General features: G+C 73.0%; 17 protein-coding genes. 7 read left to right on the top strand and 10 right to left on the bottom strand.

Features of this window, described 5'->3' with window-relative positions:
- Positions 1–19 precede the first annotated feature (19 nt).
- From ACN27A_RS03205 to ACN27A_RS03195, 3 genes are all read right to left on the bottom strand, one after another.
- Complete coding sequence (locus ACN27A_RS03205; RefSeq protein WP_421449686.1) at positions 20–763, bottom strand: glyoxalase; 744 nt, start codon at positions 761–763, stop codon at positions 20–22.
- 141 nt (positions 764–904) lie between these two features.
- On the bottom strand, positions 905–1,234 hold the full coding sequence (locus tag ACN27A_RS03200; protein ID WP_421449684.1) for a DMT family transporter: 330 nt from the start codon (positions 1,232–1,234) through the stop codon (positions 905–907).
- On the bottom strand, positions 1,231–1,608 hold the full coding sequence (locus ACN27A_RS03195; RefSeq protein WP_421449682.1) for a DMT family transporter: 378 nt from the start codon (positions 1,606–1,608) through the stop codon (positions 1,231–1,233). Before ACN27A_RS03195 ends, ACN27A_RS03200 begins: the two co-directional genes overlap by 4 nt.
- A gap of 190 nt (positions 1,609–1,798) precedes the next feature.
- On the opposite strand from ACN27A_RS03195, the gene ACN27A_RS03190 reads away from it, so the two are divergent.
- From ACN27A_RS03190 to ACN27A_RS03170, 5 genes are all read left to right on the top strand, one after another.
- Entirely contained in the window at positions 1,799–1,999 is a 201-nt protein-coding gene (locus ACN27A_RS03190; RefSeq protein ID WP_421449680.1) for a hypothetical protein, read from the top strand.
- 202 nt (positions 2,000–2,201) lie between these two features.
- Complete coding sequence (locus ACN27A_RS03185) at positions 2,202–3,662, top strand: SDR family NAD(P)-dependent oxidoreductase (RefSeq protein WP_421449678.1); 1,461 nt, start codon at positions 2,202–2,204, stop codon at positions 3,660–3,662.
- Between the two features lie 102 nt (positions 3,663–3,764).
- Positions 3,765–5,036, top strand: a complete 1,272-nt coding sequence (locus ACN27A_RS03180; RefSeq protein ID WP_421449676.1) for a glycoside hydrolase domain-containing protein — start codon at positions 3,765–3,767, stop codon at positions 5,034–5,036.
- A 55-nt stretch (positions 5,037–5,091) separates the two neighbouring features.
- A complete protein-coding gene (locus ACN27A_RS03175) occupies positions 5,092–5,577 on the top strand; it encodes a hypothetical protein (protein ID WP_421449675.1) in 486 nt (161 codons plus the stop codon).
- A 245-nt stretch (positions 5,578–5,822) separates the two neighbouring features.
- Positions 5,823–6,869 carry a LacI family DNA-binding transcriptional regulator gene (locus ACN27A_RS03170; RefSeq protein WP_421449673.1) on the top strand — a complete coding sequence of 349 codons (1,047 nt, stop codon included), beginning with the start codon at positions 5,823–5,825 and terminating at the stop codon, positions 6,867–6,869.
- A gap of 25 nt (positions 6,870–6,894) precedes the next feature.
- Here ACN27A_RS03170 and ACN27A_RS03165 read toward each other — a convergent pair whose 3' ends face one another.
- The 7 genes from ACN27A_RS03165 to ACN27A_RS03135 form a co-directional block, all read right to left on the bottom strand.
- Positions 6,895–8,529, bottom strand: a complete 1,635-nt coding sequence (locus ACN27A_RS03165; protein WP_421449672.1) for a fucose isomerase — start codon at positions 8,527–8,529, stop codon at positions 6,895–6,897.
- The gene (locus tag ACN27A_RS03160) at positions 8,526–10,058 is read right to left on the bottom strand and encodes an FGGY-family carbohydrate kinase (RefSeq protein WP_421449670.1); all 1,533 of its coding nucleotides are present in this window, start codon (positions 10,056–10,058) and stop codon (positions 8,526–8,528) included. Before ACN27A_RS03160 ends, ACN27A_RS03165 begins: the two co-directional genes overlap by 4 nt.
- Positions 10,059–10,121: 63 nt before the next feature.
- Positions 10,122–11,123, bottom strand: coding sequence for a substrate-binding domain-containing protein (locus ACN27A_RS03155; RefSeq protein WP_421449668.1), 1,002 nt, complete (start codon positions 11,121–11,123; stop codon positions 10,122–10,124).
- A gap of 26 nt (positions 11,124–11,149) precedes the next feature.
- Entirely contained in the window at positions 11,150–12,232 is a 1,083-nt protein-coding gene (locus tag ACN27A_RS03150; protein WP_421449666.1) for an ABC transporter permease, read from the bottom strand.
- The gene (locus ACN27A_RS03145; RefSeq protein ID WP_421449664.1) at positions 12,229–13,785 is read right to left on the bottom strand and encodes a sugar ABC transporter ATP-binding protein; all 1,557 of its coding nucleotides are present in this window, start codon (positions 13,783–13,785) and stop codon (positions 12,229–12,231) included. Before ACN27A_RS03145 ends, ACN27A_RS03150 begins: the two co-directional genes overlap by 4 nt.
- Positions 13,786–13,907: 122 nt before the next feature.
- Complete coding sequence (locus ACN27A_RS03140; RefSeq protein ID WP_421449662.1) at positions 13,908–16,031, bottom strand: family 43 glycosylhydrolase; 2,124 nt, start codon at positions 16,029–16,031, stop codon at positions 13,908–13,910.
- Positions 16,031–19,306, bottom strand: coding sequence for a DUF2961 domain-containing protein (locus ACN27A_RS03135; RefSeq protein ID WP_421449660.1), 3,276 nt, complete (start codon positions 19,304–19,306; stop codon positions 16,031–16,033). The genes ACN27A_RS03140 and ACN27A_RS03135 overlap by 1 nt, the downstream gene beginning before the upstream one ends.
- Positions 19,307–19,601: 295 nt before the next feature.
- On the opposite strand from ACN27A_RS03135, the gene ACN27A_RS03130 reads away from it, so the two are divergent.
- On the top strand, positions 19,602–21,053 hold the full coding sequence (locus tag ACN27A_RS03130; protein ID WP_421449658.1) for an FG-GAP repeat domain-containing protein: 1,452 nt from the start codon (positions 19,602–19,604) through the stop codon (positions 21,051–21,053).
- 20 nt (positions 21,054–21,073) lie between these two features.
- On the top strand, positions 21,074–23,143 hold the full coding sequence (locus tag ACN27A_RS03125) for an N-acetylmuramoyl-L-alanine amidase (RefSeq protein ID WP_421449657.1): 2,070 nt from the start codon (positions 21,074–21,076) through the stop codon (positions 23,141–23,143).
- Positions 23,144–23,147: the final 4 nt, after the last annotated feature.

Below are 23,147 nucleotides of genomic sequence, written 5' to 3'. Positions count from 1 at the left end.
ATCATCCGGCCCCGGACCGTCAGTCCGGGGCCGGCAACCACGGTTCGAGCACGGCGGGATCGGCGACCGCCTGGCGTACCCGCGCCCGCTCCGGTGCGGTCAGCGAAAGGGTCGCGAGCCGGCCGCCCCAGTCGGGCACCAGCTCCGGCTTGCCCAGCGCGAGCGACAGCTCGATCAACCCGGCCAGCGCCAACGCCTGTTCGACGGCCGGCGCCGCCTCGCCGTGCCGGCGCAGCCCCGAGTTGAGCGCCCGGAAGGCGGCCAGGTCGTCGGTCTTGAACTCGCGCAGGATCCGCGCGTTGTCGAGGACGCGGGCCAGCCCCTGCAACCGCTTCGAGCCGCCGTACTCCAGCTCCGCCGGCTCGTCGCGCCGGATGAAGACGATGGTGTTCCCCGACGGATCGACGACGCTGAACCGCGACGCACCGGCACGGTAGCGGGTCATCCGGGGGCGTCCCGTGGCGAGCACCCTGCCGTAGGCGCGGCGCATCGCCTCGCTGAACGCCGCGTGGTAGGGCGCGACCTCGTCGACCATCACCAGGCAACCGCCGGTGTTCTCGGCCGACGGGTCCACGCCGCTCGGCGCGCCACCGTAGTGCAGCTCGAACCCGCTCCACCGGAACGCCAGGTAGACGTACGGCTTCGTCTGCTCGTACGTGACCTCGAAGTCGAGCGCACGCCAGAACGCCAGGGTCTCCTCCGCCGACACGCAGTGCAGCAGCGGCACCGTGGTCTCGTTCGGCTGGACGTGGTTCTCGGTCATCGTCGGCACCCACTCCCCGTCCGGGTCGACAGCCCGGCCATTGTGCCAACCTGCGTGGCGCCGCGCACACCCCCCGGGCGGGGCGAGGGCGGGCGTGACCGGCCCCGCCCGACAAATGACGCGGAGGGTCGGGGTGCGGGCTCAGTGCGCCGACGTGGCGCCGAGTTCGACGAGGAGCACACCGGCGGCGATGAGACCGATGCCGAGCATCATGACCTTGGTGAGCGGGTCGTTGAAGGCGAGCCGCGCGATGATCGCGGTCAGGGCGATGCCGGCAGCGGCCCAGACGCCGTAGGCGACGCCGACGGCCATGCCGGCGCGCAGGGCCAGGCTGAGGAAGACGAAGCACGTCACGTAGCCGCCGACGACGACGGGTGCCCATGCCTTCCTGCGCAGCCCCTCGGAGGCGCGCAGCGCCATGGTGGCGGTGACCTCGAAGGCGATCGCGGCGGCCAGGAAGACCCAGCTCATCGTGCCCCCTCGGGCTCGTGGTGGACGTCGTGGGGGGCGGTGTGCCCCGGTGCCGCCTGGTGGGAGCCGAGTTCGACGAGCAGGACCCCGGCGACGATGACGGCGAAGCCGAGTCCCATCACCCAGGTCAGGGCGTCGCCGAACAGCAGCGCGGCCAGCAGCGCGGTGAGGGTGACCCCGCTGGCGGCCCAGATGCCGTACGCGACGCCGATCGGCATGCCCTCGCGCAGGACCAGCGAGATGAGGACGAAGGAGAGGGTGTAGCCGACGACGACCAGCGCGATCCACGCGGGGTGGTCGTTGGCCGCGCGCAGCGCGAGGGTCCCGCTCACTTCCAGGCCGATGGCTCCGGCGAGGTACAGCCACTGCTTCACGGTCGTCGCCTTCCACGGTCAGGTCTTCGCAGGCGACAGCATGACCCGACCGTGTCGATTGCAGCGAATCGCCCCTCGCCGCGGCCGCGGTGTCTCCACGATGTGACCAAGGTCGGACTCGATACTGAGAGGGGTAGTGCCCATGAGGCGTCGACGCAGCAGGAGGGTACCGCTGCTACAGGCGGCAGCGATGTCCCTGGCGGCGATGGTGGCGGCGGCAGCCGTCGTACGGGCCCGTCGCCGCCGCGCCGCGAACAACGCGGCGGTCGCCGGTGTTCCGGGCCTCGGGGACAGCGCGTTCGCCGATGCGGGCACCGGCGGGGTACCGGTCCCCGGCGGCGCGGTTGCCCGGGACAAGCGGACGGCGTCGCCGGCGGCCGCGACGCGGTGAGGACGGGGAGCGCCGCCCCACGCCCGGGCCGGCACGTCGCCGGCCCGGCGTGACCAGGCGGCGCCCGCCCGCCGGCGTCGAAGACGAGCGCCCGTCCCGGGCGTGGGCTGCGCCGGCAGCCGGGCGGTGACGTACAGTTCCGGGTCGGACTTGGCGTGGGCCGGGAATACACGGCGCGGAAACGGGACGAGACAGCAGCGGCATGACGGCGGACAACATCACCGAAACCGGCCACGACGGCATCGACCGGAGCCAGCTGGAGACCTGTCTCAGTGTCTTCGAGGCGCTGGAGGACCTGCCCCCCGATCACCCCGACGTGGTACGCGTGCAGCGGGCCACCGCGCGGCTCTACAAGGTGATCAAGCAGCGCCGGCGCGAGGAGCGGCGGGACGCGATCGCGGCGGCCGACCGCGCGGTGACGGCGGCCACCGCCACCGGCGCGCCGGGCCGGATCGACGACGAGACCCAGGGGATCCCGCTCGCCTCCCCCACCGAGGGCACGACGGCCGGCTTCCTGCACAACCCGCGCGGCTGCTACGTCTGCAAGCAGCGCTACCGCGAGGTGGACGCCTTCTACCACCAGCTCTGCCCGTCCTGCGCGGCGCTGAACCGGGAGCGCCGCGACGCCCGTACCGACCTGACCGGCCGGCGCGCGCTGCTCACCGGCGGCCGGGCGAAGATCGGCATGTACATCGCGTTGCGGCTGCTGCGCGACGGCGCGCACACCACGATCACCACGCGGTTCCCGCACGACGCGGTGCGCCGGTTCGCGGCGATGCCCGACAGCGGGGAGTGGCTGCACCGCCTGCGGATCGTCGGGATCGACCTGCGCGACCCCGCCCAGGTGATCGCGCTCGCCGACTCGGTCAGCGACCAGGGCCCCCTCGACATCCTGATCAACAACGCGGCGCAGACCGTACGGCGCAGCCCCGGGGCGTACGCGCAGCTCGTCGCCGCGGAGGCGGCGGCCCTGCCGGAGGGCCCTCTGCCGGAGATCGTCACGTTCGTCAAGCCGGCCGGGCGGGGCGAGACGGCGGGCGGCCTGACCGCCTCACCGCAGTCGACCCCGCTCACCCCGCACGCGCTCACCGCCCTCGCGCTGACCAGCGGCTCCGCCTCGCCGGAGCGGATCGCGGCGGCCACCGCCATCGACGCCGGCGGCCTGGTGCCGGACCTCGACCCGGTCAACAGCTGGGTGCAGCGGGTGCAGGAGGTCGACCCGGTCGAGCTGCTGGAAGTGCAACTGTGCAACGTGACGGCGCCGTTCGTACTGGTCAGTCGGCTGCGGCCGGCGATGGCCGCGGCGAAGGCCCGCCGCAAGTACGTGGTGAACGTGTCGGCGATGGAGGGCCAGTTCGGCCGCGGCTACAAGGGGCCGGGGCACCCGCACACCAACATGGCCAAGGCCGCGCTGAACATGCTGACGCGCACCAGCGCCCAGGAGATGCTGACCGACGGCATCCTGATGACCAGCGTGGACACCGGCTGGATCACCGACGAGCGGCCCCACCCGACGAAGATGCGGCTCGCGGATGCCGGCTTCCACGCCCCGCTGGACCTGGTCGACGGCGCGGCCCGGGTGTACGACCCGATCGTCCGTGGTGAGCAGGGCGAGGACCTGTACGGCTGCTTCCTCAAGGACTACGCGCCCTGCGCCTGGTAACCGACGCGTCACCAATCTGACACTATTGCCAACCTTCAATGGGTGTGTAAAAGTTCTTCACTGACTTCAACCTCGTGCAAGAAAACCTTCGAGGGAGACCGGATGAGAAGGACCACCACCTGGCTGCTGGGCCTCGCCACCACGGCGGGGCTCACCGTCACCCTCGGCTCGGCGGCCGTGGCCGAGTCGACGCCGGCCCCGCAGCCACAGCCGCAGTCCGTGGCGGTGTCCGCCGTCGGTCCGCAGCCCGGCACCTTCGTCGGTAAGGGCTTCGACACCTGCACCGCCCCGTCGCAGTCCGCGATGAACGCCTGGCGGGCCAGCTCGCCGTACCGCGCGGTGGGCATCTACATCAGCGGGGCCAGCCGCACCTGTGCGCAGCCCAACCTGACGGCGACCTGGGTCGCCAACCAGGTCGCCAACGGCTGGCGGCTCATCCCCATCGAACTCGGCTACCAGGCGCCCTGCGGCACCCGCGCGCCGAAGATGTCCGCCGACCCCGCCACCGCGCGCTCGCAGGGCCGCACCGCCGCCGACAGCGCCGCCAACGCCGCGCAGGCGCTGGGCATCGGCGCCGGCAGCACCATCTACAACGACATCGAGCACTACCCGACGACCGCGTCCTGCCGCGCCGCCGTGCTGTCGTTCCTGTCCGGCTGGGTCGAGCGGCTGCACACCAAGGGCTACCTGGCCGGCATGTACTCCAGCGGATCCTCCGGCATCAAGGACGTCTGCCTGGAGTACAACAACGCGAGCTACACCAGGCTGGACCAGATCTGGATCGCCTGGTGGAACGGCGTGGCCGACACCGACGCCGGGAGCTACTGCTCCGACGCCTACTACGCGAACCACCAGCGGCTGCACCAGTACGCCGGGGACGTGACGGAGACCTGGGGCGGCGTCACGATGAAGATCGACCGCAACTACCTGGACGTGAGCACGTCGCAGCAGCCGCCCCCGCAGCAGTGGACCACCACTGTCGACAACACCACGTCCGGCCGGTTCACGGCGGGCGCCAACTGGAGCACGTCGGCGTACTCCGGGCAGCGCTTCGGCACCGACTACCGGTTCGCGAACCCGACCTCGGCCAGCGACGTCGCCTGGTACCGGGCGAACATCCCCGAGACGGGGACCTACGAGGTCTCGGTCTGGTACCCCGCCGACCCCGGCTACAACGCCCAGACGCCGTACGTCGTCGCCACCGCCTCGGGCAACCGGTCGGTGTCGGTCGACCAGCGCGTCAACGGTGGACGGTGGGTGTCGATCGGCGTCTTCACGCTCGCCGCCGGCGACGGCAACAAGGTCGGGGTGAGCCGCTGGACCAGCGGCAGCGGTTACGTGGTCGCCGACGCCGTACGCATCACCCGCGCCTGACCCGTACGCCAACCGGGTCGACGTGGGCGTCGGCGGGAAGCCGTAGACTCCCGCGATGGCCGTCGGTCGATGGACGCTGCTGATCTCGATGGTGCTGGTCGCTCCGCTGCTGTGGTGGAGCGGAGTGGCCAGCGCCGCCTATGCCGCGAACGGGGCCCTCGGGCCCGGCGACTCGACCCTGCCGTACGCCGTCGCCAACTACCGTAGCGGCGGGCTGAGCATGACCGCCGTCTTCGCCGCCCTCAACCTGCTGCTGATCACGGTCGTGCTGCCGACGGACCGACGGCTGCGCGAGGGCCGCACCGGCACGCGCGTCCGCGCGGTCGTCGCGGCGCTGCTCGTCACCGGCGTCGCCTGGTGCGAATACCGGTTCAATCCGATGACCTACAACTGGAGCGGCGACCCGGACGCCTGGGACGTCGTGGAGGGTCACGTGCGGCCCTGGCACCCGGTGGCCGGGGCACTGTGGATCGTCCTGAACGCGGTGGCCGCCGCCTCGCTCGCCGTACGGGCCAGGGCGAGGACCCCGTCGGCCGGCTGACCGCCCGTCCGCCGCGCGACGCCGGCGTGCTGCCGGACCAGCCCCGCCAGTTCACCGCTAGCGCCACCACGACCGTCGGTGCGGTGTGCGGGTGCGCGGCGCGCACGAGAAATCGATTCCCTGGCATAGGATCTCAGGGCCGGCCACTCTCGGGCGGCGGGCCGCAACGGACGGTGGTGCTCGTGCGGTCGCAACCGGGGGTCCGGTGCGGGACCGGGCGCGAGACACCGACAGGGGACGACCGCATGACGACCATCTACGACGTGGCCCGGGTGGCCGAGGTCTCGGCGTCGACGGTGTCCCGGGTGCTCAACGGGCACTCGTCGGTGGATCCGGACCTGGCCGCGCGGGTACGCCAGGTGGTGCTCGACCTGGACTACCGGCCCAACGCGGTGGCCCGCAGCCTGCGCCGGCAACGCACCAGCCTCTGGGCGGTGATCATCTCCGACATCGGCAACCCGTTCTTCACCTCGCTGGTGCGCGGCATCGAGGACGTGGCGCAGGAGGCGGGCTTCTCCGTGGTCCTGTGCAACGGCGACGAGGATCCCGAGAAGGAGACCCGCTACGTGACGGCGGCCCTGGCCGAGCGGATGGCCGGCGTGATCATCTCGCCGTCGGGACGACCGGCCCTGATCAACCGGCTCACCGAGGCCGGGATGCCGGTCGTGGCCATCGACCGGCAGCCGCACGGGGTGGCCGTGGACACCGTGCTCGTGGACAACGTCCACGGCGCCGAGACGGCCACCGCCCACCTGATCGACAGCGGCTACCGCCGGATCGCCTGCGTCACGGGACCACGGCGGATCTCCACCGCCGTCCAGCGGCTACGCGGATACCAGCAGGCCCTGCGCGCCGCCGGCCGGAGCGCGCCGGAGGACCTCATCCGGTACGCCGACTTCCGGGAGGACGGCGGCTACCGGGCCATGGCATCCCTGCTGAACGCGGCCGAGCCGCCGGACGCGGTCTTCGTCACCAACAACCTGATGACGGTGGGCGCGGTGGAGTGCCTGGTCGACCGGGGCGTCGCCGTGCCCGCCCGGTGCGGCGTGGTCGGTTTCGACGACATTCCCTGGGCCCACCTGGTGCGGCCCTCGCTGAGCACCGTCGCGCAGCCCACGTACGACCTGGGGCGGGCCGCGGCGTCGCTGCTCACCGAGCGGATCGCCAACCCCGCGAAGGCGTCCTCGACCGTCACCCTGCGGACGACCCTGCGGGTCCGCGAGAGTTCGGTCCGCTCCCTGCCGGACGGACAGCCCGCGGCCGGCGCGGGTGGGCCCGCCCCGGCCCGGTGAGCCGGCGGCGGGACACCCGCCGGGGTCACAGCGCCACGTCGCCGCACAGGTGCACCCGCACCCCCATCGCGTCGAGCATCGCGGCCTTGACCCGCAGGGCACGGTCGGCGGCGTCGGCGTCGTCGGCGTAGACCACGTTGACGTGGTTGGCCTTGTGCCGTGCCATCAACTGGTCGCGGCCCACGCCGTGCAGCACGGCGTGCATGATCGGCCACTGCGGCGTGGTGGCCCGCAGCCGACGCTGCGTCTCGGCGGCCGGCAGCTCGACCACGGTGCCCCGGCCCAGGTCGGCGTGCAGCACCCCGTCCATGATGAAGATCCGCGACCAGACGATCTCGCCCGGCCGGGAGACGCCGCTGAGGGTGCCGCCGCCCAGCGGGAAGTACATCGGCGGCTGCCGCATGCTGTACGACCGGTCGTAGCCGCCGTTGTGGGACGCGGGCACCGAGCCGGAGATCTCGAACACCCAGACGAAGTCCGGCCCGTACGACTCCCCCCAGCGGATGTCGTGCAGGGTGGTGGCCGGGTCCATCCCCATCGCGGTCCAGATCCGGTTGGTGACCAGCGAGTCCACCGCCACGCCCTCGTCGACCTCGTTGAAGTGCGGCAGGGCCCGCCCCGCGTAGAGCTCGCGCGTGCCGTCCCGGCTGGTGACCGGCGGCCGGGACACGTCGTTGAGCAGCCCCTCGGCCAGGTCGCTCGCCGGCACGGTGTCCTTGAGGCCCTGCTGGTACTGGATGCCGACGGCGTCCAGGCCGAAGTCGTCGGCGATGCGCAGCGCCGCGACGTACATCTTGAACTGGCTGTGCAGTTGGGCGTCGGTCAGTTCGGTGGCCTCGTCCGTGCCGGTGTGGAAGGTCATCCCGGCGGCATCGAGCCACGCCCGCACCGCGTGCGCCTCCGCGTCGGGCACCCGCGACATCTCCGCGACCAGCGCGCTCTGCGACAGCCGCTCCTTGTAGATGCCGAGCGGGTTGAGCAGTTCGTCGTCGATGATCGCGTTGTACATGCCCATGCAGCCCTCGTCGAAGACGCCGACGACGGCCGGCCGGCGCCGCAGCTGCCGGGCCAGCGCCACGCCGAGCGCGACCTCGGGGTCGGACGGCAACGGCGGCAGGTCCCGCACGTGGCTCTCGTCGTGGACCACCTCGCCGGTCTCCAGCCAGGCCTTCAGCCCGTCGCGCGCCCACTCGTCGGTGAAGTCCTCGCTCCACAGCGCCGAGTACCGCACCCGCGCCTTGGTGAGGCTGCCGGCGAGGTTCAGCAGGCCGACCAGGCCGGGGAACTCCCCGCTCCAGTTCGCCACGAGCAGGATCGGGCCCCGGTGCGCGCGCAGCCCGGCCAGCACGTGGTGGCTGTACTGCCACACCGCCTCCACGACGACGAGCGGGGCGTCGACCGGGATCCCCTGGAAGACCTCGATGCCGGCGCGCTGGCTGTCGATGAAGCCGTGGCCCGCGCCGGCGTCCACCGGATGGGCCCGCCGGGTCCGCCAGCCCAGTGCCGTCACCGCGTCGGCGAGGTCCGCCTCCAGGCGTTGCTGGGTCGGCCAGCCGGTGACGTTGGCGGCCGGCCGCAGGTCACCGCTGGCGACCGTGTAGACCGTCCGGGGGGCGGCGGCCGGCGGGTCGACCAGCACCGGCATGGTGTAGTTGCTCACGGGTTGACTTCCTCCACTGGCTCGTCGGTACCTGGCTGGGGCGGGGCCGCGAGGCGCGTCTGCCGGGCGGCCAACGCGTGGGCGACGGACTTCGAGCCGGCGTAGAGCTGCCGGTACAGCCCGTACAGCTCCGCGTAGTCGGCGGCGAGCGCCGGGCGCGGCTCGCGGACCTCCCGGATCGGGTTCCACCGGTGGATGTCGACCCGCCGCACCGCGCCGGCGGCGAGGAAGGCGGCGCCGTAGCTCGCACCGATGGTGACCGACGGGATGTGCTGCGCCCGGCCGGTGACGTCCGAGACGATCTGCGTCCAGAGGTCGCCCCGGGTGCCGCCGCCCACCGCCACGACGCGACGGATGTCGCCGCCGGCCGCCTCGATCGTCTCGATGTTGTGGCGCACGGCCAGCCCGGTCGCCTCCAGCGCCGCGCGGTAGATGTCGCCGCGCCCGTGGGAGAGCGTCAGGCCGGCGATGACGCCCCGGGCGTCGGGATCGAGGATGGGGGTCCGCTCGCCGGCGAAGAACGGCAGCATGAGTAGCCCCCGCGCGCCCGGCCCGGACCGCTCGGCCAGGCGCAGCAGCTCGGGGTAGTCGGCGGCGTCGAACAGCTCCCGCAGCCACCCGGTGATCGCCCCGGAGGTCGCCATGCCGCCGGCCAGGTTGCGGGTGCCCGGCAGCGCGCCGACGGTGCCCCACAGCGACGGGCTGGTCAGCGGCTGCGGCACCGTGTGCACGAGGAACATCGTGGTGCCGTACATGAGCATCAGGTCGCCGACGCCCTGGGCGCCCACGCTGAGCGCCTCCGACCAGGCGTCGATCGTCCCGGTCACGACCGGGGTGCCGGGCGCCAGCCCGGTGGTCGCGGCGGCCCCGGCGGTCACCGTCCCCGCCACGTCGCCGGGCCACCGCAGCTCGGGCAGCTCCAGCCCGGGGGCGATCTCGTCGGCCCAGGGGCGGTACCAGGTCTGCGCCGCGCTGTCGTACAGCGGCGTGCACTGGCTGGCCGAGTGCTGGTCGAGCAGGTACCGGCCGGTCAGCTGCCAGAGCAGCCAGGAGCTCGGCATGAACAGCCGCCGGGCCCTGGCGAACAGCTCCGGCTCGGCGTCGGCGACCCAGGCGACCTTCGCCCCCGCCGCCTGGGTCGACAGCGTCGAGCCGCACCGGCGCAGGATCTCGTCCGCGCCGAAGCGCTCGGTCAGCCGGGCGATCTGCGGCGTGGACCGGGTGTCGACGCCGTAGAGGACGGCCGGGCGCAGGGGCGTGCCGGCGGCGTCGGTGAGCAGCACGCACGGCCCCATCCCGCTGACCCCGACCGACACCACGTGGGCGTCGCCCGGGGCCAGCAGCTCACGGGTGAGGGCGACGAACTCGTCCCACCAGACGCGGCCGTCCATCTCCACCCAGCCGGGTCGCGGCCGGTCCACCCGGTGCTCCCGGACGCGGGAGCGCAGCACGCGCCCGGACAGGTCGACGAGGACGCCCTTGCTGCTGGACGTGCCGATGTCGACCCCGAGCACCGCGGCCACCGTCATGCCAGGTCTCCCCCGCTCCTCCAGGTCCGGGTCGCGGCCCGCCGGGCCGCGCCGGCTCGGCGCTCAGGCGACGCCACCGAGCTTCGCGTACGTCTCGGCGGCGTTCTCCTTCGTGACGCGCATCGTGTCGAGGGTGGTGGTACGCGGGACGTCCTCGGCGCAGTCGACAAGGATCCGGCGGGCCAGGTCGACGGCCTCCCGGCCGCCCGTGGCGTACTGGAAGGTCGCCGCCAGCCGGCCCTGCTCGACGGCCTTGATCCCGCCCGACGGCACCGGCAGGGCGTCGATGCCGGTGAACTTCACCTTGGTGTGCAGCCCGGCCGCCTTCGCGGCCAGGTACGCGCCCTCGGCCATCGGGTCGTTGTGGGCGTACACGGCGGCGGCGTCCGGGTGGGCCTTGAGCAGCGCGTCGGCCACCGACTGACCCTTCTCCCGCAGCCAGTCCCCCGGCTGGGAGGCGACGACGTCGATCTTCGGGTTGGCGGCGATGCCCTCCCGGAAGCCCTGGGCGCGTTCGGCCGCCGGCGTGGAGCCGGGCAACCCGGCGATCTCGATGACCTTGCCGCCGGCCGGCAGCAGCGTCGTGGCGTAGAACTCGCCGGCCGCCCTGCCGATGGCGACGTTGTCCCCGCCGATGAAGGCCGTGTACGCCTCGCCCTCGACCTTGCGGTCGAGCACGATCACCGGGACCCCCCGGTCGTACGCCTTGCGCACCACCGCGGTCAGCGGCTTGGCCTCGTTCGGCGAGATGACCAGCAGGTCGATCTTCTGGGTGAGGAAGTTCTCCACGTCGGCGACCTGCTTGCTGTTGTCCTGCGCCGCGTCGGCGACCACCACGGTGAACCCGGGGACGGCCTTCGCCGCCGTCTGCACGTCGTTGTTCATGACCTGCCGGTAGGGCTCGGCGTTGTTGGCCTGCGACATGCCGATGAGGAAGTCCTTGCCGGCGCCGCACTTCGCGGCCGTGGCGTCGCCGCCGTCGGACGGCTTCTCCACGCTGCACGCGGTGGAGGTGACGAGCGCGCCGGTGCACAGCAGCGCGAGAAGGACGGTACGGGTGCGCATGATGACGCTCCTTGTTCGGTGGCGGTTCAGACGATGCTGCGGCGGAGCTTCTGCAGCCCGGCGGCGGCCACGATCACCAGCCCCTTGATCAGTAGCTGCACGTTGGCGTCGATGTTGTTGAGCGCGAGGATGTTGTTGAGGATGCCGAGCAGCAGCGCCCCGGCGAGGGTGCCGCCCATCGAGCCGGTGCCCCCGGCGAGGCTGGTGCCGCCGATGACCACTGCGGCGATGGCGTCGAGTTCGTAGCCGGCGCCGTCGTTGGGGCTGCCCTGGTTGAGCTGTCCGGCGTGGATGATGCCGGCCACGGCGGCGAGCAGGCCCGCGATCGCGAAGACCGCGACCTTGACCCGCAGCACGGGCACGCCCGAGAGGCGGGCGGCCTTCTCGTTGCCGCCGATGGCGTAGACGTGGCGGGCGAACGCGGTCTTGCGCAGCACGACGATCGCGGCCACCCCGATGCCGATGAACAGCACGGCCGGGACGGGCAGCACCCCGTTGATCGTGCCGTTGAGGATCTCGAACGCCGGGGGCGCCTCCTGCGGGCCGTCGCCGTAGGCGATCGGGATGCCGAGCCCGCCCGACCAGATCCGGGCGAGGCCGCGCGCGACCTGGAGTCCCGCGAGGGTGACGATGAACGACTGGATGCCGAGCCGGGCCGTCGCGTAGCCCTGCAACGCGCCGAAGAGGGCGCCGATCAGCAACACGACGGTGACGGCGGGCAGGATGCCGAGCCCGGAGTCGACCATCAGCGTGGCGGTGCCGACGGCGGAGAGGCCGAGGATGGCGCCGACGGAGAGGTCGATGCCGCCGAGCAGGACGACGAACGTCATGCCGATGGCGATGATCCCGATCTCGGACACCGCGCGGACGATGTTGCCGAGGTTCTCCGTGGACAAGAAGAGGATCTCACCGTCGCGGCGGGGCGAGACGGCGATGGCCAGCACGAACACCAGCAGCAGCGCGAAGAGGCTCTGCACGGCGAAGAGCCGCTCGACGAGGTCGCCCCGGCCGCCGGCCCGGCGCCACCGGCCGGCGCCGGCCGCCGGGTCGCCGCCGGCCGGCGCCAGCGGCGTGCCGGGCCCCTGGTCCGGTGCGCGCAGGTGGGTCATCGGTCGTCCCCTCCGGCGGCCGTGCCGCCCATGGCCGCGGTCAGGATGTCCTCGCCGGTGCACCCGTCGGCCGCGAGTTCCGCGACGGCCCGTCCGCGCCGCAGGACCACGATCCGGTCGCAGACGCCGGTCAGCTCGGGCAGCTCCGACGAGGCGAGCAGGATGCCCATGCCGTCGTCGGCGAGGCGGCGCAGCAGCCGGTAGATCTCCGCCTTGGCGCCCACGTCGACGCCCCGGGTCGGCTCGTCGAGCAGCAGCAGGCGGGGACGGGTGAGCAGGTGCCGGGCGAAGACGACCTTCTGCTGGTTGCCGCCGGAGAGCGAGCCGACCGGCGCGGCCGACGACGACGTCTTGATCGCCAGGGCGGCGACCTGCCGGCGCACCGCGTCGCGCTCGCGTCCGGCGCGGACGACTCCGGCGGTGCTGAGCCGGCGCAGGGCGGCCAGGACGATGCTGCGGCCGACGGGGTGCTCCAGCACCAGGGCGGAGCGGCGGCGGTCCTCCGGCACGAAGCCGACGCCGGCGCGCAGGGCGGCACGGGGGCCACGCGGTGCGTACGGGCGGCCGGCCAGCAGGACCTGGCCGCTGCGGCGACCGGGCGGGCCGGCGCCGTACAGGGTCTCCAGCAGTTCGGTGCGTCCCGCCCCCATCAGGCCGGCCAGACCGACGATCTCCCCGGCGCGCACGGTCAGGCTGACGCCGGCGGGTTCGCAGCGCCCGGGCCGGGTGCCCCGGGGTCGTACGGCGAGGTCGTCGACCTCCAGCACCGGGGGCCCCGCGGGGCGGGCGGGCCCGGCGGATCCCGCGCTGAACAGCGCCTCCGCCGGACGTCCCACCATCAGCGTGATGATCCGCTGCCGGTCGGCGGGGCCCGGGCGCAGCGTGCCGGCCACCTCGCCGTTGCGCAGGACGGTGGCCCGGTCGGCGATGTGCTCGATCTCCTCGAGCCGGTGGGAGATGTAGACGACGGCCACGCCGCGCTCGCGCAGCGCGCGGATGGTGGACATCAGCCGCCGCACCTCGGCGTCGGCGAGCGCGGCGGTCGGCTCGTCCATGACGAGGACGCGGGCGTCGAGGGAGAGCGCCTTGGCGATCTCGACGAGCTGCTGCTCACCGACGCGCAGCGAACCGACGGGCCGGCGCGGATCGATCTGGCCGCCGAGCGGGCCCAGCCAGTCCCGGGCGGCGCGGGTCATCGCCCGCCGGTCGAGCGTCCGCAGCCGGGTGCGCGGTTCCCGGCCGAGCACCAGGTTCTCGGCCACGGAGAGCGCCGGCACCAGGTCGAGTTCCTGGTGGATCGTGGCGATGCCGGCGGCCTGGGCGGCGGCCGGGCCGGCGAAGCGCGCGGGCCGGCCGCCGATCGAGATCTCCCCGTCGTAGTCGGTGACGACGCCGGAGAGGATGTTGATCAGGGTGGACTTCCCGGCCCCGTTCTCCCCCAGCAGGGCGTGGACCTCGCCGGCGCGCAGGGTGAGGTCCACGCCGCGCAGGGCGTGGACGCCGCCGAAGCGCTTGGTGATGCCGGACATGGCGACGGTCACCTGGTCGCTCACGCGGGCCTCCGGGAAGATCGGAAATCGATTTCTGGCAACATAGACGGGCATCGAAGTGATGTCAACGCCCCCGGTGCGGGCCGGGCCGCCACCCCGCGCTGCCCGACCCGCACCGGCGGCCCTCAGGGCACCGCGTTGACCGCCGCGTGCACGGTCTCGGCGAACGCGGTGTCCCGCCCCACCCCGCTGGCGGCGAACCGCCACGTCCCGCCCGGGTACTGCCCCGGCGGCCACGCGGCGCCCCCGTTGCGCCACAGCGGCTGCCAGGCCGCCATCGCGTGGCCGGCGTCGTACCAGGTGTTGTCGCCGCGCCACGCCGAGGCCCAGCGGTGGGCGGCCACGAGGGACAGATCCGCGCCGGAGGTCATCGTCCAGGTCGGCATCCCCGGCACGTCCCCGGTCGGCCGGGCCGCCACGGCGGGATCGCCGACCGACGGCAGGGCGCCGTCGACGTTGAACGCCACCTCCCACACCGGCGCCGTCGTCTGGCCGGTCACCGACCAGGTGACGTCGCTCTGCAGCGCCGGCCCGGCCCAGCGGGGCGCCACGGTCAGCAGCCAGTCGGCGGTGACCGGCTCGTCGCCCATCCGCATGCCGACCAGGTTGATCCGGGAACCGTCGGCGGAGACGTCCACCCGTGCCGGCGGGCCCGCCCGGTCCGTGACGTCGAAGCGGCCGACCGCCAGGTAGGGACCGGTGCCCCGGTGCGACGAGTCCAACGCCGGCCGGTACGCCCCCGCGCCGGCCGGGTCGACCGCCAGGGACGCGATCCGGGTGTGCGGCCAGGTGCGCACGTCGGCGCGCAGGAAGCCGGTGCTCACCTGGTAGCCGCGGGCGACCACCTGGGGGGACCAGGTCAGCGGGGCGAGCCACAGCCCGCCCTGGCCCCAGCCGGCGTGGCTCAGGTACCAGTTGTCTCCGTCCACCACCACCTCGGCGGCGTGCGCGTCGAGCACGGTCACCTTCTCCGCCCCCTCGAAGCGCAGCGGGTCGCGGCTGCGGTAGACGGCGGTGCGCCGGTACGCCGCGCCGTAGTCCGTGCCGTCGCAGCAGACGAAGAGGTACCACCAGTCCCCCCGGCGCACCACGAACGGCGACTCCGTCTGCCCGGCGGCCCGGCCGGTGTGCGGCGACGCGTACGCGACGCCCCGGCCGCTCCACGTCCGCAGGTCGGTGCTGGTGCGGTACGCGACCACGTGGTTGCCGCCCTGCGGGTTCGAGGTCGCCGTGTAGTACATGACCCAGCGGTCACCGACCCGGGTCACCATCGGGTCGCGCGCCTCCCAGCCGTCGGTGAACAGCGGGTTGGCGGGGCTGCGGGTCCAGGTGAACAGGTCGGTCGAGGTGGCCAGGTGCATCCGGTAGTTCGCGTAGTCGGGGCTGCCGGCCGCGTAGAACATGTAGTAGGTGCCCTGGTCGTGGACGACGTGGGGCGCCCAGATCCACTGTTCGCCCCTCGCCGGATCGGCCGTCAACGTCGGTCGTTGCTTCGTCCACGGGCCGGTGGGGGTGGGCGCCGTGGCGTGGCCGAAGCTCTTCTCGTCCTGCGGCGCGCCGGGCTCGGCGTGGGTGATGGCGAAGGCGTGCCACAGTCCGGTCCGCTGGTCGCGCACGATCGTGTGGTCGTTGTAGTACCACGCCGTCGGCTCCCCCGCGCCCGGGTCGAAGACCCGGGTCAGCGGCCCCCGCGCCGGCGTCTCGGCCACCGTCTCGTACGCCGTCGTGGTGACCGCCGCCAGCGGGCCGACGCGGCGCAGGGTGAGCGTGTCCAGGCCCGCGAAGAACCCCGTCGAGGAGGCGGAGCGGCCGGTCACCGTCACCGTCAGCCGGTGGCTGCCGGCGGCGAGCGAGGCCGATCCCAGCGGTACGGCCTCGACGCGCCGCACGGTCGGGGCGTAGCCGTCGAAGAGCTGGCCGACGGCGACCCCGTCGACGGCGAAGCGCAGGGTGCCGTAGTCGGCGGCGCGGGTGAGCACGGCGCCGATGTCGTACTGCCCGGCCGGCACCGGCGGCAGCGACACGGTGACCGAGTCGCCCGCCCGGGCGGCCCGCAGCCAGAGCTGGCGGCCCGCCGACCAGGCGACGCCGCAGCAGTTGGCCTGCGCCTCGACCGGGGCGGTCGACGAGGTCACCGTCAGCGACTCCGCCTCGGCCCGCACGACGTCCTCGGCGGCGGCCGGCGCGGCCGGGACGGTCAGCAGGGCGGCGCCGAGCAGGAGCACCGCGAGCATCCGGGGCGCGCGCATCACGACACGCTCGGGCGGGGCAGGTCGGTGCCGGGCGCGAACTGGTCGTGCCACCTGACGCCCGTGCCGAAGCCGCCGCCGGTCGACAGCGCCACGTACGTGTCCGCACTGGTTCCCCGCGTGTACGTCACGAGGTCCGCCCTTCCGTCGCCGTTGAAGTCGCCGATGCCGGGCAGCTCGTCGCCCACCGCGAACCAGTCGTGCCACCTGCCGGCCTGCGCGACGAAGCGCGTGCCGTCGGAGAGCGCCACGAACACGTCGCCGGCGGTCCCCCGGGTGAACGTCACCACGTCGTCGCGCCCGTCGCCGTCGACGTCGCCCAGCGCCGGCAGTTGGTCGCCGAGGGCGAGCGAGTCGTGCCACTTCCAGCCGTCCTCGACGAACCGCGTCCCGTCGGAGCGGGAGACGAACACGTCGCCGGTGGCGCCCCGGGTGAACGTCACGATGTCGTCGCGCCCGTCGCCGTCGACGTCGCCCACCGCCGGCAGCTCGTCGCCGAGCGCGAAGTGGTCGTGCCACTTGACGCCGGGGCCGAAGCCGCTGCCGGTCGACAGCGCCACGTACACGTCGGCGGCGGCGCCCCGGGTGAAGGTGATGATGTCGGTGCGCCCATCGCCGTTGACGTCGCCGACGGCGGGGATCTCCGTGCCCGTGGCGAAGAAGTCGTGCCACTTGACCCCGGCGGCGTACGTCGTGCCGGTGGAGAGCCCCACGTAGACGTCGGCGCTGTCGCCCCGGGTGAAGGTGATGACGTCGGCCCGTCCGTCGCCGTCGACGTCGCCGGTGAACGGGGTCTCCTCGCCGACGGCGAAGAAGTCGTTCCACCTCCGGCCGTCCGGGACGAACCGGGTGCCGTCCGACACCGACGTGGTCACGTCCGCGGTGGCGCCCCGGGTGAACGCGACGGCGTCGTCGCGGCGGTCGCCGTTGGCGTCGCTGGTGTTGCGGGTGCGGGTGGTGGCCGACACCTCGGCCGAGGGCGCGGAGGCGTTGCCGGCGCCGTCGACCGCGACGACCCGGTAGTGACGGGTCTGTCCGGCCGGCAGCGGGCCGTGCCGGAACGTGGTCGTCCGGGTCGTGCCGACCAGGTTGGCGGGGGTGGTCGCGACGCCGGGGTTGCGCGAGGCGTAGACCCGGTAGCCGGCGACGCCCACGTCGTCCGGCGACGCCGACCAGGACAGGCCGAGGGCGTGCACCCGACCGCCGGCCAGGCCGAGGCCGGCGACCGCGCCCGGCGCGGTGACGTCGAGGAACGGGGTGACCATGCTGTCGGCCTCGTAGCGGGCCGCCGTCCAGGCCGGGGCGCCGGCCGCCGGGGTGAGGGTGACGGTGACCGCCGAGCGGCCGGCGGTCAGCGCGGCCGGGAGGACGAACTCGTCGGCCAGCCAGCGTTGCCGGTCGTTGCCCAGCGGCTGCCGCCACACGCCGGCCGGCCGGCCGTCGACCGACACGGCGACCTGCTGGTACGCGCCGGCCTGGTCGCCGTGCCGGCGCAGCCGTACGCCCTGGTTGGCGGGGTCCACGGCGAGCCGGAAGCTGGCGGCGCCGCTGGTGGCGCGCATCTGGCCGGCGACGGGAGCGTTGTCGTCGTCGCCCTCGTACGCGGCGGTCAGCGGGTACTGGCTCCCGGAGTCGGTGTAGGCGTGCCCGGCGCGGCTGGCGGCGTCGCCGGTGACCAGCGTGTCGGTGCGGCGCAGGGCGACGGTCGGCTGGGTGTAGAGGAAGGCGGTCGAGGCGTAGTTCGCCGGCATGTCGTTGGCGGGGCCGTGCTCGATGCCGAAACGCAGCGCCGTGGCGTAGGGCACCGCGTCGCCGATCATCAGCCGGTACATGGCGTCGCACTCGTCGGCACAGCCGCCGGAGCGCAGCAGGTGGGCGGTGTTACCGGTGAAGACGCCGCTGTACTCGCCGCGGTTGAAGTACCAACCGGACTCGTAGAAGTCCTCGGTCCCGGTGCCGTAGATCTGCGGCGTGGGCGAGCCGTCGACGTGGACGCGCTCGTCGCCCTCCAGGTAGTTGCGGGTGTTGCCGCCGACGATGTGACCGCGGGCGGTCTGGGACACGCCGACGAACCGTCCCCGGCCGGCCTGGTCGGCGACGATCCAGTCGTCGCCCCCGACCGTCTCGGCGCGGCGGGACTGGGTGGTGAAGTAGCCGGCGGCGCCGTCGGGGGCGAGGGCGCCGTTCCAGGCGGTGCCCGGCGCGGTGGTCACCTCCGCCTGGACGCCGGCGACGGGGGCGCCGGTGGTGTTGGCGACCGAGATCGTCGCGGTGGAGCGGTACGGCATCGGCCACCAGGCGCTGTACCAGCCGCCGGGTGCGGAGTCCATGGCGAACATCAGCGAGCGGACGGAGCGCTCGCCGAGTCCGGCGCCGAAGAACTCGCCCACGGGGCTGTCGACCGTGCTCCGCCCGTCGAAGGTGATCCGCAGCCGCAGGCCCGACAGCGTCGGCGCGGTGGCGGCGGCGTCGGGCAGCCGCAGCCGCAGCGCCGTGACCGCGGCGGGGCCGGTGAGCGTGGCGAGTGTCGACTGCCCGCCCGCCGGAACGTCGACGCGGGCGGTCCTGGTGCTCGCGCCCGGCTGGCTCGGCTTCGGGTCGCGCTGGCCGGCGGCGCGCAGCTTCTCGACCACGTCGGCGGCGGGGTCGGCGGGGTCGAACCTGGACACCCCGACCGCGTCCGCGAACGTGCGGTAGGTGACGTGGTGGAACAGCGGGTTGAACTGGGTGGTGATCCGCATGGACTCGCGGTACGGCATGGGGACCTTGACGGTGACCCCGCCGGAGGTCTGGTCGGCGTTGGTGACCAGCGGGAACACGAACGGGGAGCCGAGACCGCCGTCGACGAGGCGCTGGAGGCTGGTGTCGACCACCGTGACGCCGTCGAGCTCGACGCGGATCCAGCCGGTGGCGGTGACGTTGCCCTCGTCGCGGGTGAACCAGATCGACTGGACCTCGCCGGCTCCGCGGTCCTCGGCGATGACGCAGCCGCCGGCCTGGCGCAGGCACGAGTAGGTGCCGACGAAGCCGTCGTCGTTGGAGCCGTCCCGGGCGAAGCTGGAGAACTGCCGGGTGCGGCTGCCGGCCGCCAGCTCGGGCAGCCGGTCGAGGCGGCGGTAGACGTCCCAGCCGACCGGGCCCTTGTCGTCGACGACGGCGAGCGCCCCGACACCGTACGGGGCCGGGGCGGGCTCGGCGGCGTGCGCCGCCGTCGGGGGGATCATGCTCGCCAGCGCCGCGGCCAGAGCCAGCCAGCGGCGGAGGTGGGGCTTCATGGATGTCCCTCCAGGATGACCGTCGGAGCGGCGAGAAATCGATTGCTCGGGAGTTAACCGGGGGGCATCGCGAGATGTCAATACTTTACCGCCACCGCTCAGTTGCCGAAGGAAGATTCCAGGACGCATTGACAGCCGTCGGGGTCCTGGTGATACTCCTCGGCAATCGATTTCCCACCGACGGGGAGGTGTCGACGCGGCGACGCACCCGTCAGCCCGGGCGGCCCTCCTGGCGGCGGCGCGCCTCCGTGGCGGGACCGCTCGCCGCACCGCTGACACCCCTCAGAGGAGCATCGTGAGACGTACCCCCCTCGCCCTGCTGGTCGGCCTCTGCACCGCGCTGGCGTCGGTCGTGGCGACCGCGCCGGCGCAGGCCGACGCCCCGATCGGCACGCTGGCCTGCACCTCCATCCCCGCCAACCACGACCCCGCGATCAGCGTGATCGTCTACCGGGTCGCCCGCGCCCACAACGTCAACGACAAGGTCATGCTGTCCGCGTTCGAGGCCGGCTGGGTCGAGTCGCACATGAACAACCTGCCGTGCGGCGACAAGTCCTCGCTCGGGGTGTTCCAGCAGCGGTGGGACTACGGCTGGGGCACGCCGGAGCAGATCATGGACCCGGTCTACGCCACAGCCCAGTACGTCACCCGCGCGATCGTCTGCGACCGCAACAACCCCCGCTACACCCCCGGGCAGGTCGCCCAGTGCGTGCAGCGCTCCGGCTTCCCCGACCGCTACGACCAGGTGGCGACGAAGGCGCGGACCCTGCTCGACGAGGCGGCACGGACCCACGCCATCGCCGGCGGGTCCGCCACCGACGTCAGCGGCGACGGACGCGACGACATCGTCAGCTTCACCCAGAACGCCCTCGCCGACGTCTACGTGAGCACCTCCACGGGCGCCGGCTTCGCCGGGACCTCGGTGAAGTGGAACGACTTCTTCTCCATCGGCGGCGAGACCGCCTCGACCGGCGACGTCGACGGCGACGGACGCGACGACGTCGTCACCTTCGCGCACGGCAACACCGGCGACGTGTACGTGGCGCTGTCGAACGGCACCAGCTTCGGCGGCGGCCAGAAGTGGCACGACTGGTTCGCCCCCGGCGCGGAGATCGGCGCGGTCGGCGACGTCAACGGCGACGGCCGCGCCGACATCGTCGCCTTCACCCACAACGCGGCCGGCGACGTGTACGTGGCGCTGTCCACCGGGTCATCGTTCGCCGGCACCGCCGTGAAGTGGCACGAGTACTTCTCCATCGCCGGCGAGTACCCCGCCCTGGGCGACGTCAACGGCGACGGCCGAGACGACATCATCACCTTCACCCAGGGCCCCGCCACCGCCTCCGACGTCATCGTCGCCCTCTCCACCGGCAGCGCCTTCGGCACCCCCCAGAAGTGGCACGACCTGTTCGCCGTGGGCGCCGAACTCCCCCGGGTCGGCGACATCAACGGCGACGGACGAGACGACATCGTCACCTTCACCTGCAACACCAACGCCGACGTCTACGCCGCCACCTCCACCGGCACGTCGTTCGCCGGCACCACCGTCAAGTGGCACGACTTCTTCTGCCTCGGCGGCGAGTTCCCCTACCTCGCCGACGTCAACGGCGACGGCAAGGACGACATCGTCGTCTTCACCAAGGGCGCCACCAACGACGTCCACGTCGCGCTCTCCACCGGCACCACCTTCGGCGCCAGCGCCAAGTGGCACGACTTCTTCGGCCTCAACGGCGAGACCACCCTGTGACCCGCGGACGGGAGACCACCATGAGACCCGACAGACTCTCCTGGCGCGGGGGTGCCGCCGTCGTCCTCGCGGCGGCGCTACTGAGCCCCGTCGCGCCGGCCGCCGCCGCGCCGGCCAGGCCCGCCGCCGGCCCGCTCGACACGGCCTTCACGCGGGCGGCCGGCGAGTTCGACGTACCCAGGGACCTGCTGGTCGCCGTCGGCTACGGCGAGACCCGGCTCGACGGACACGAGGGGCAGCCCAGCCAGGCCAACGGCTACGGCGTCATGCACCTGGTCAGCAACCCCCGCCAGCGCACGCTGGAACGGGCGGCCGAACTGACCGGGCAACCGGTGGCCGCCCTGAAGTCGGTGACCTCGGCCAACATCAGGGGCGGCGCGGCCCTCCTGCGGGACCTCGCCGACGCCGAGCGGCTCACGGCCGCCGACCGGGACCGGATCTCCGCCTGGTACCCGGTGGTCGCGCGGTACGCGTACGCCGCCGACGACGCGACGGCCCGCCTGTACGCCGACCACGTCTACGACCTGCTGCGGGCCGGCATCAGCGCGCCCTCCGTGCGGGTCACGCCCCAGCGGGTGCAGCCGGAACTCGGCAGGTACGCCCGCGTCGCCCCCGCCGGGGCGGCGGCACCGGGTGCGCTCGCCGCGGCAGTGCCCGAGTACGCGCCGGCCCGGTGGATCCCGGCGTACGGCGGCAACTACGCGGCGGGTCGCTCCTCGCGGATCACCACTGTCGTGGTGCACGTGACCCAGGGCTCGTACGCCGGCACGGTGAGCTGGTTCCAGAACCCGTCGGCGGGAGTGAGCGCCCACTACGTGGTGAAGTCGAGCAACGGCGAGATCACCCAGATGGTGCGCGAGGGCGACACCGCCTACCACGCGCGGTCGGCCAACCCGTACTCGGTGGGCATCGAGCACGAGGGCTTCGTCGACAACCCGAGCTGGTTCACCGAGTCCATGTACCGCTCGTCGGCCGCGCTGACCCGCTATCTCTGCGACAAGTACGGCCTGCCGAAGAACCGTACGGCGATCAGGGGGCACCACGAGCTGCCGGGCAACGACCACACCGACCCGGGTCCGCACTGGAACTGGAACCACTACATCTCCCTGGTCAACGCGGGCGGCGGGTCCGGTGGCCGGTATCTGGCGGGTTCGCCCACGGACTTCACCGGCGACGGACGCGACGACATCGTCGCCTTCACCCACGGCACCCTCAACGACGTCTACGTCTCCACCTCCACCGGCACCACCTTCGCCGGCACCTCCCACAAATGGAACGACTTCTTCGGCCTCAACGGCGAAACCCTGCTCACCGGAGACTTCAACGGCGACAACCGCGACGACATCGTCGCCTTCACCCACGGCACCCTCGCCGACGTCCACGTCTCACTCTCCACCGGCACCACCTTCAACCCCAGCACCAAATGGCACGACTGGTTCGCCCCCCACACCGAAGTCGCCGCAGTCGGCGACGTCAACGGCGACGGCAAAGACGACATCATCACCTTCACCCACGACACCAACGCCGACGTCTACGTCGCCCTCTCCACCGGCACCTCATTCACCGGCACCGCCATCAAATGGCACGAATACTTCTCCATCGCCGGCGAACACCCCGCCATCGGCGACGTCAACGGCGACGGACGAGACGACATCATCACCTTCACCCAAGGCCCCGCCACCGCCTCCGACGTCATCGTCGCCCTCTCCACCGGCACCACCTTCGGCCCACCCCAAAAATGGCACGACCTCTTCGCCGTCGGCACCGAACAACCCCGCGTCGGCGACATCAACGGCGACGGACGAGACGACATCGTCACCTTCACCTGCAACACCAACGCCGACGTCTACGCCGCCACCTCCACCGGCACCAGCTTCGCCGGCACCACCGTCAAATGGCACGACTTCTTCTGCCTCGGCGGCGAGTTCCCCTACCTCGCCGACGCCAACGGCGACGGCAAAGACGACATCATCGTCTTCACCAAAGGCACCACCAACGACGTCCACGTCGCACTCTCCACCGGCACCACCTTCCACCCCACCACCAAATGGCACGACTTCTTCGGCCTCAACGGCGAAACCACCCTCTGAGCCC

Origin of the sequence: Micromonospora sp. WMMD737 (assembly GCF_049179055.1) — a bacterium.
In the GTDB taxonomy this organism is placed as follows: domain Bacteria; phylum Actinomycetota; class Actinomycetes; order Mycobacteriales; family Micromonosporaceae; genus Micromonospora; species Micromonospora reichwaldensis.
This window is presented reverse-complemented; position numbering and strand designations above follow the sequence as displayed.

Bases quoted from the DNA above. Each gene is read 5' to 3' on its own strand.
- ACN27A_RS03125 (WP_421449657.1), top strand. From the start codon at position 21,074: ATGAGACCCGACAGACTCTCCTGGCGCGGGGGTGCCGCCGTCGTCCTC.
- ACN27A_RS03135 (WP_421449660.1), bottom strand. From the start codon at position 19,306: ATGAAGCCCCACCTCCGCCGCTGGCTGGCTCTGGCCGCGGCGCTGGCG.
- ACN27A_RS03155 (WP_421449668.1), bottom strand. From the start codon at position 11,123: ATGCGCACCCGTACCGTCCTTCTCGCGCTGCTGTGCACCGGCGCGCTC.
- ACN27A_RS03160 (WP_421449670.1), bottom strand. From the start codon at position 10,058: ATGACGGTGGCCGCGGTGCTCGGGGTCGACATCGGCACGTCCAGCAGC.
- ACN27A_RS03175 (WP_421449675.1), top strand. From the start codon at position 5,092: ATGGCCGTCGGTCGATGGACGCTGCTGATCTCGATGGTGCTGGTCGCT.
- ACN27A_RS03205 (WP_421449686.1), bottom strand. From the start codon at position 763: ATGACCGAGAACCACGTCCAGCCGAACGAGACCACGGTGCCGCTGCTG.
- ACN27A_RS03170 (WP_421449673.1), top strand. From the start codon at position 5,823: ATGACGACCATCTACGACGTGGCCCGGGTGGCCGAGGTCTCGGCGTCG.
- ACN27A_RS03180 (WP_421449676.1), top strand. From the start codon at position 3,765: ATGAGAAGGACCACCACCTGGCTGCTGGGCCTCGCCACCACGGCGGGG.
- ACN27A_RS03190 (WP_421449680.1), top strand. From the start codon at position 1,799: ATGTCCCTGGCGGCGATGGTGGCGGCGGCAGCCGTCGTACGGGCCCGT.
- ACN27A_RS03140 (WP_421449662.1), bottom strand. From the start codon at position 16,031: ATGCGCGCGCCCCGGATGCTCGCGGTGCTCCTGCTCGGCGCCGCCCTG.
- ACN27A_RS03150 (WP_421449666.1), bottom strand. From the start codon at position 12,232: ATGACCCACCTGCGCGCACCGGACCAGGGGCCCGGCACGCCGCTGGCG.
- ACN27A_RS03185 (WP_421449678.1), top strand. From the start codon at position 2,202: ATGACGGCGGACAACATCACCGAAACCGGCCACGACGGCATCGACCGG.
- ACN27A_RS03200 (WP_421449684.1), bottom strand. From the start codon at position 1,234: ATGAGCTGGGTCTTCCTGGCCGCCGCGATCGCCTTCGAGGTCACCGCC.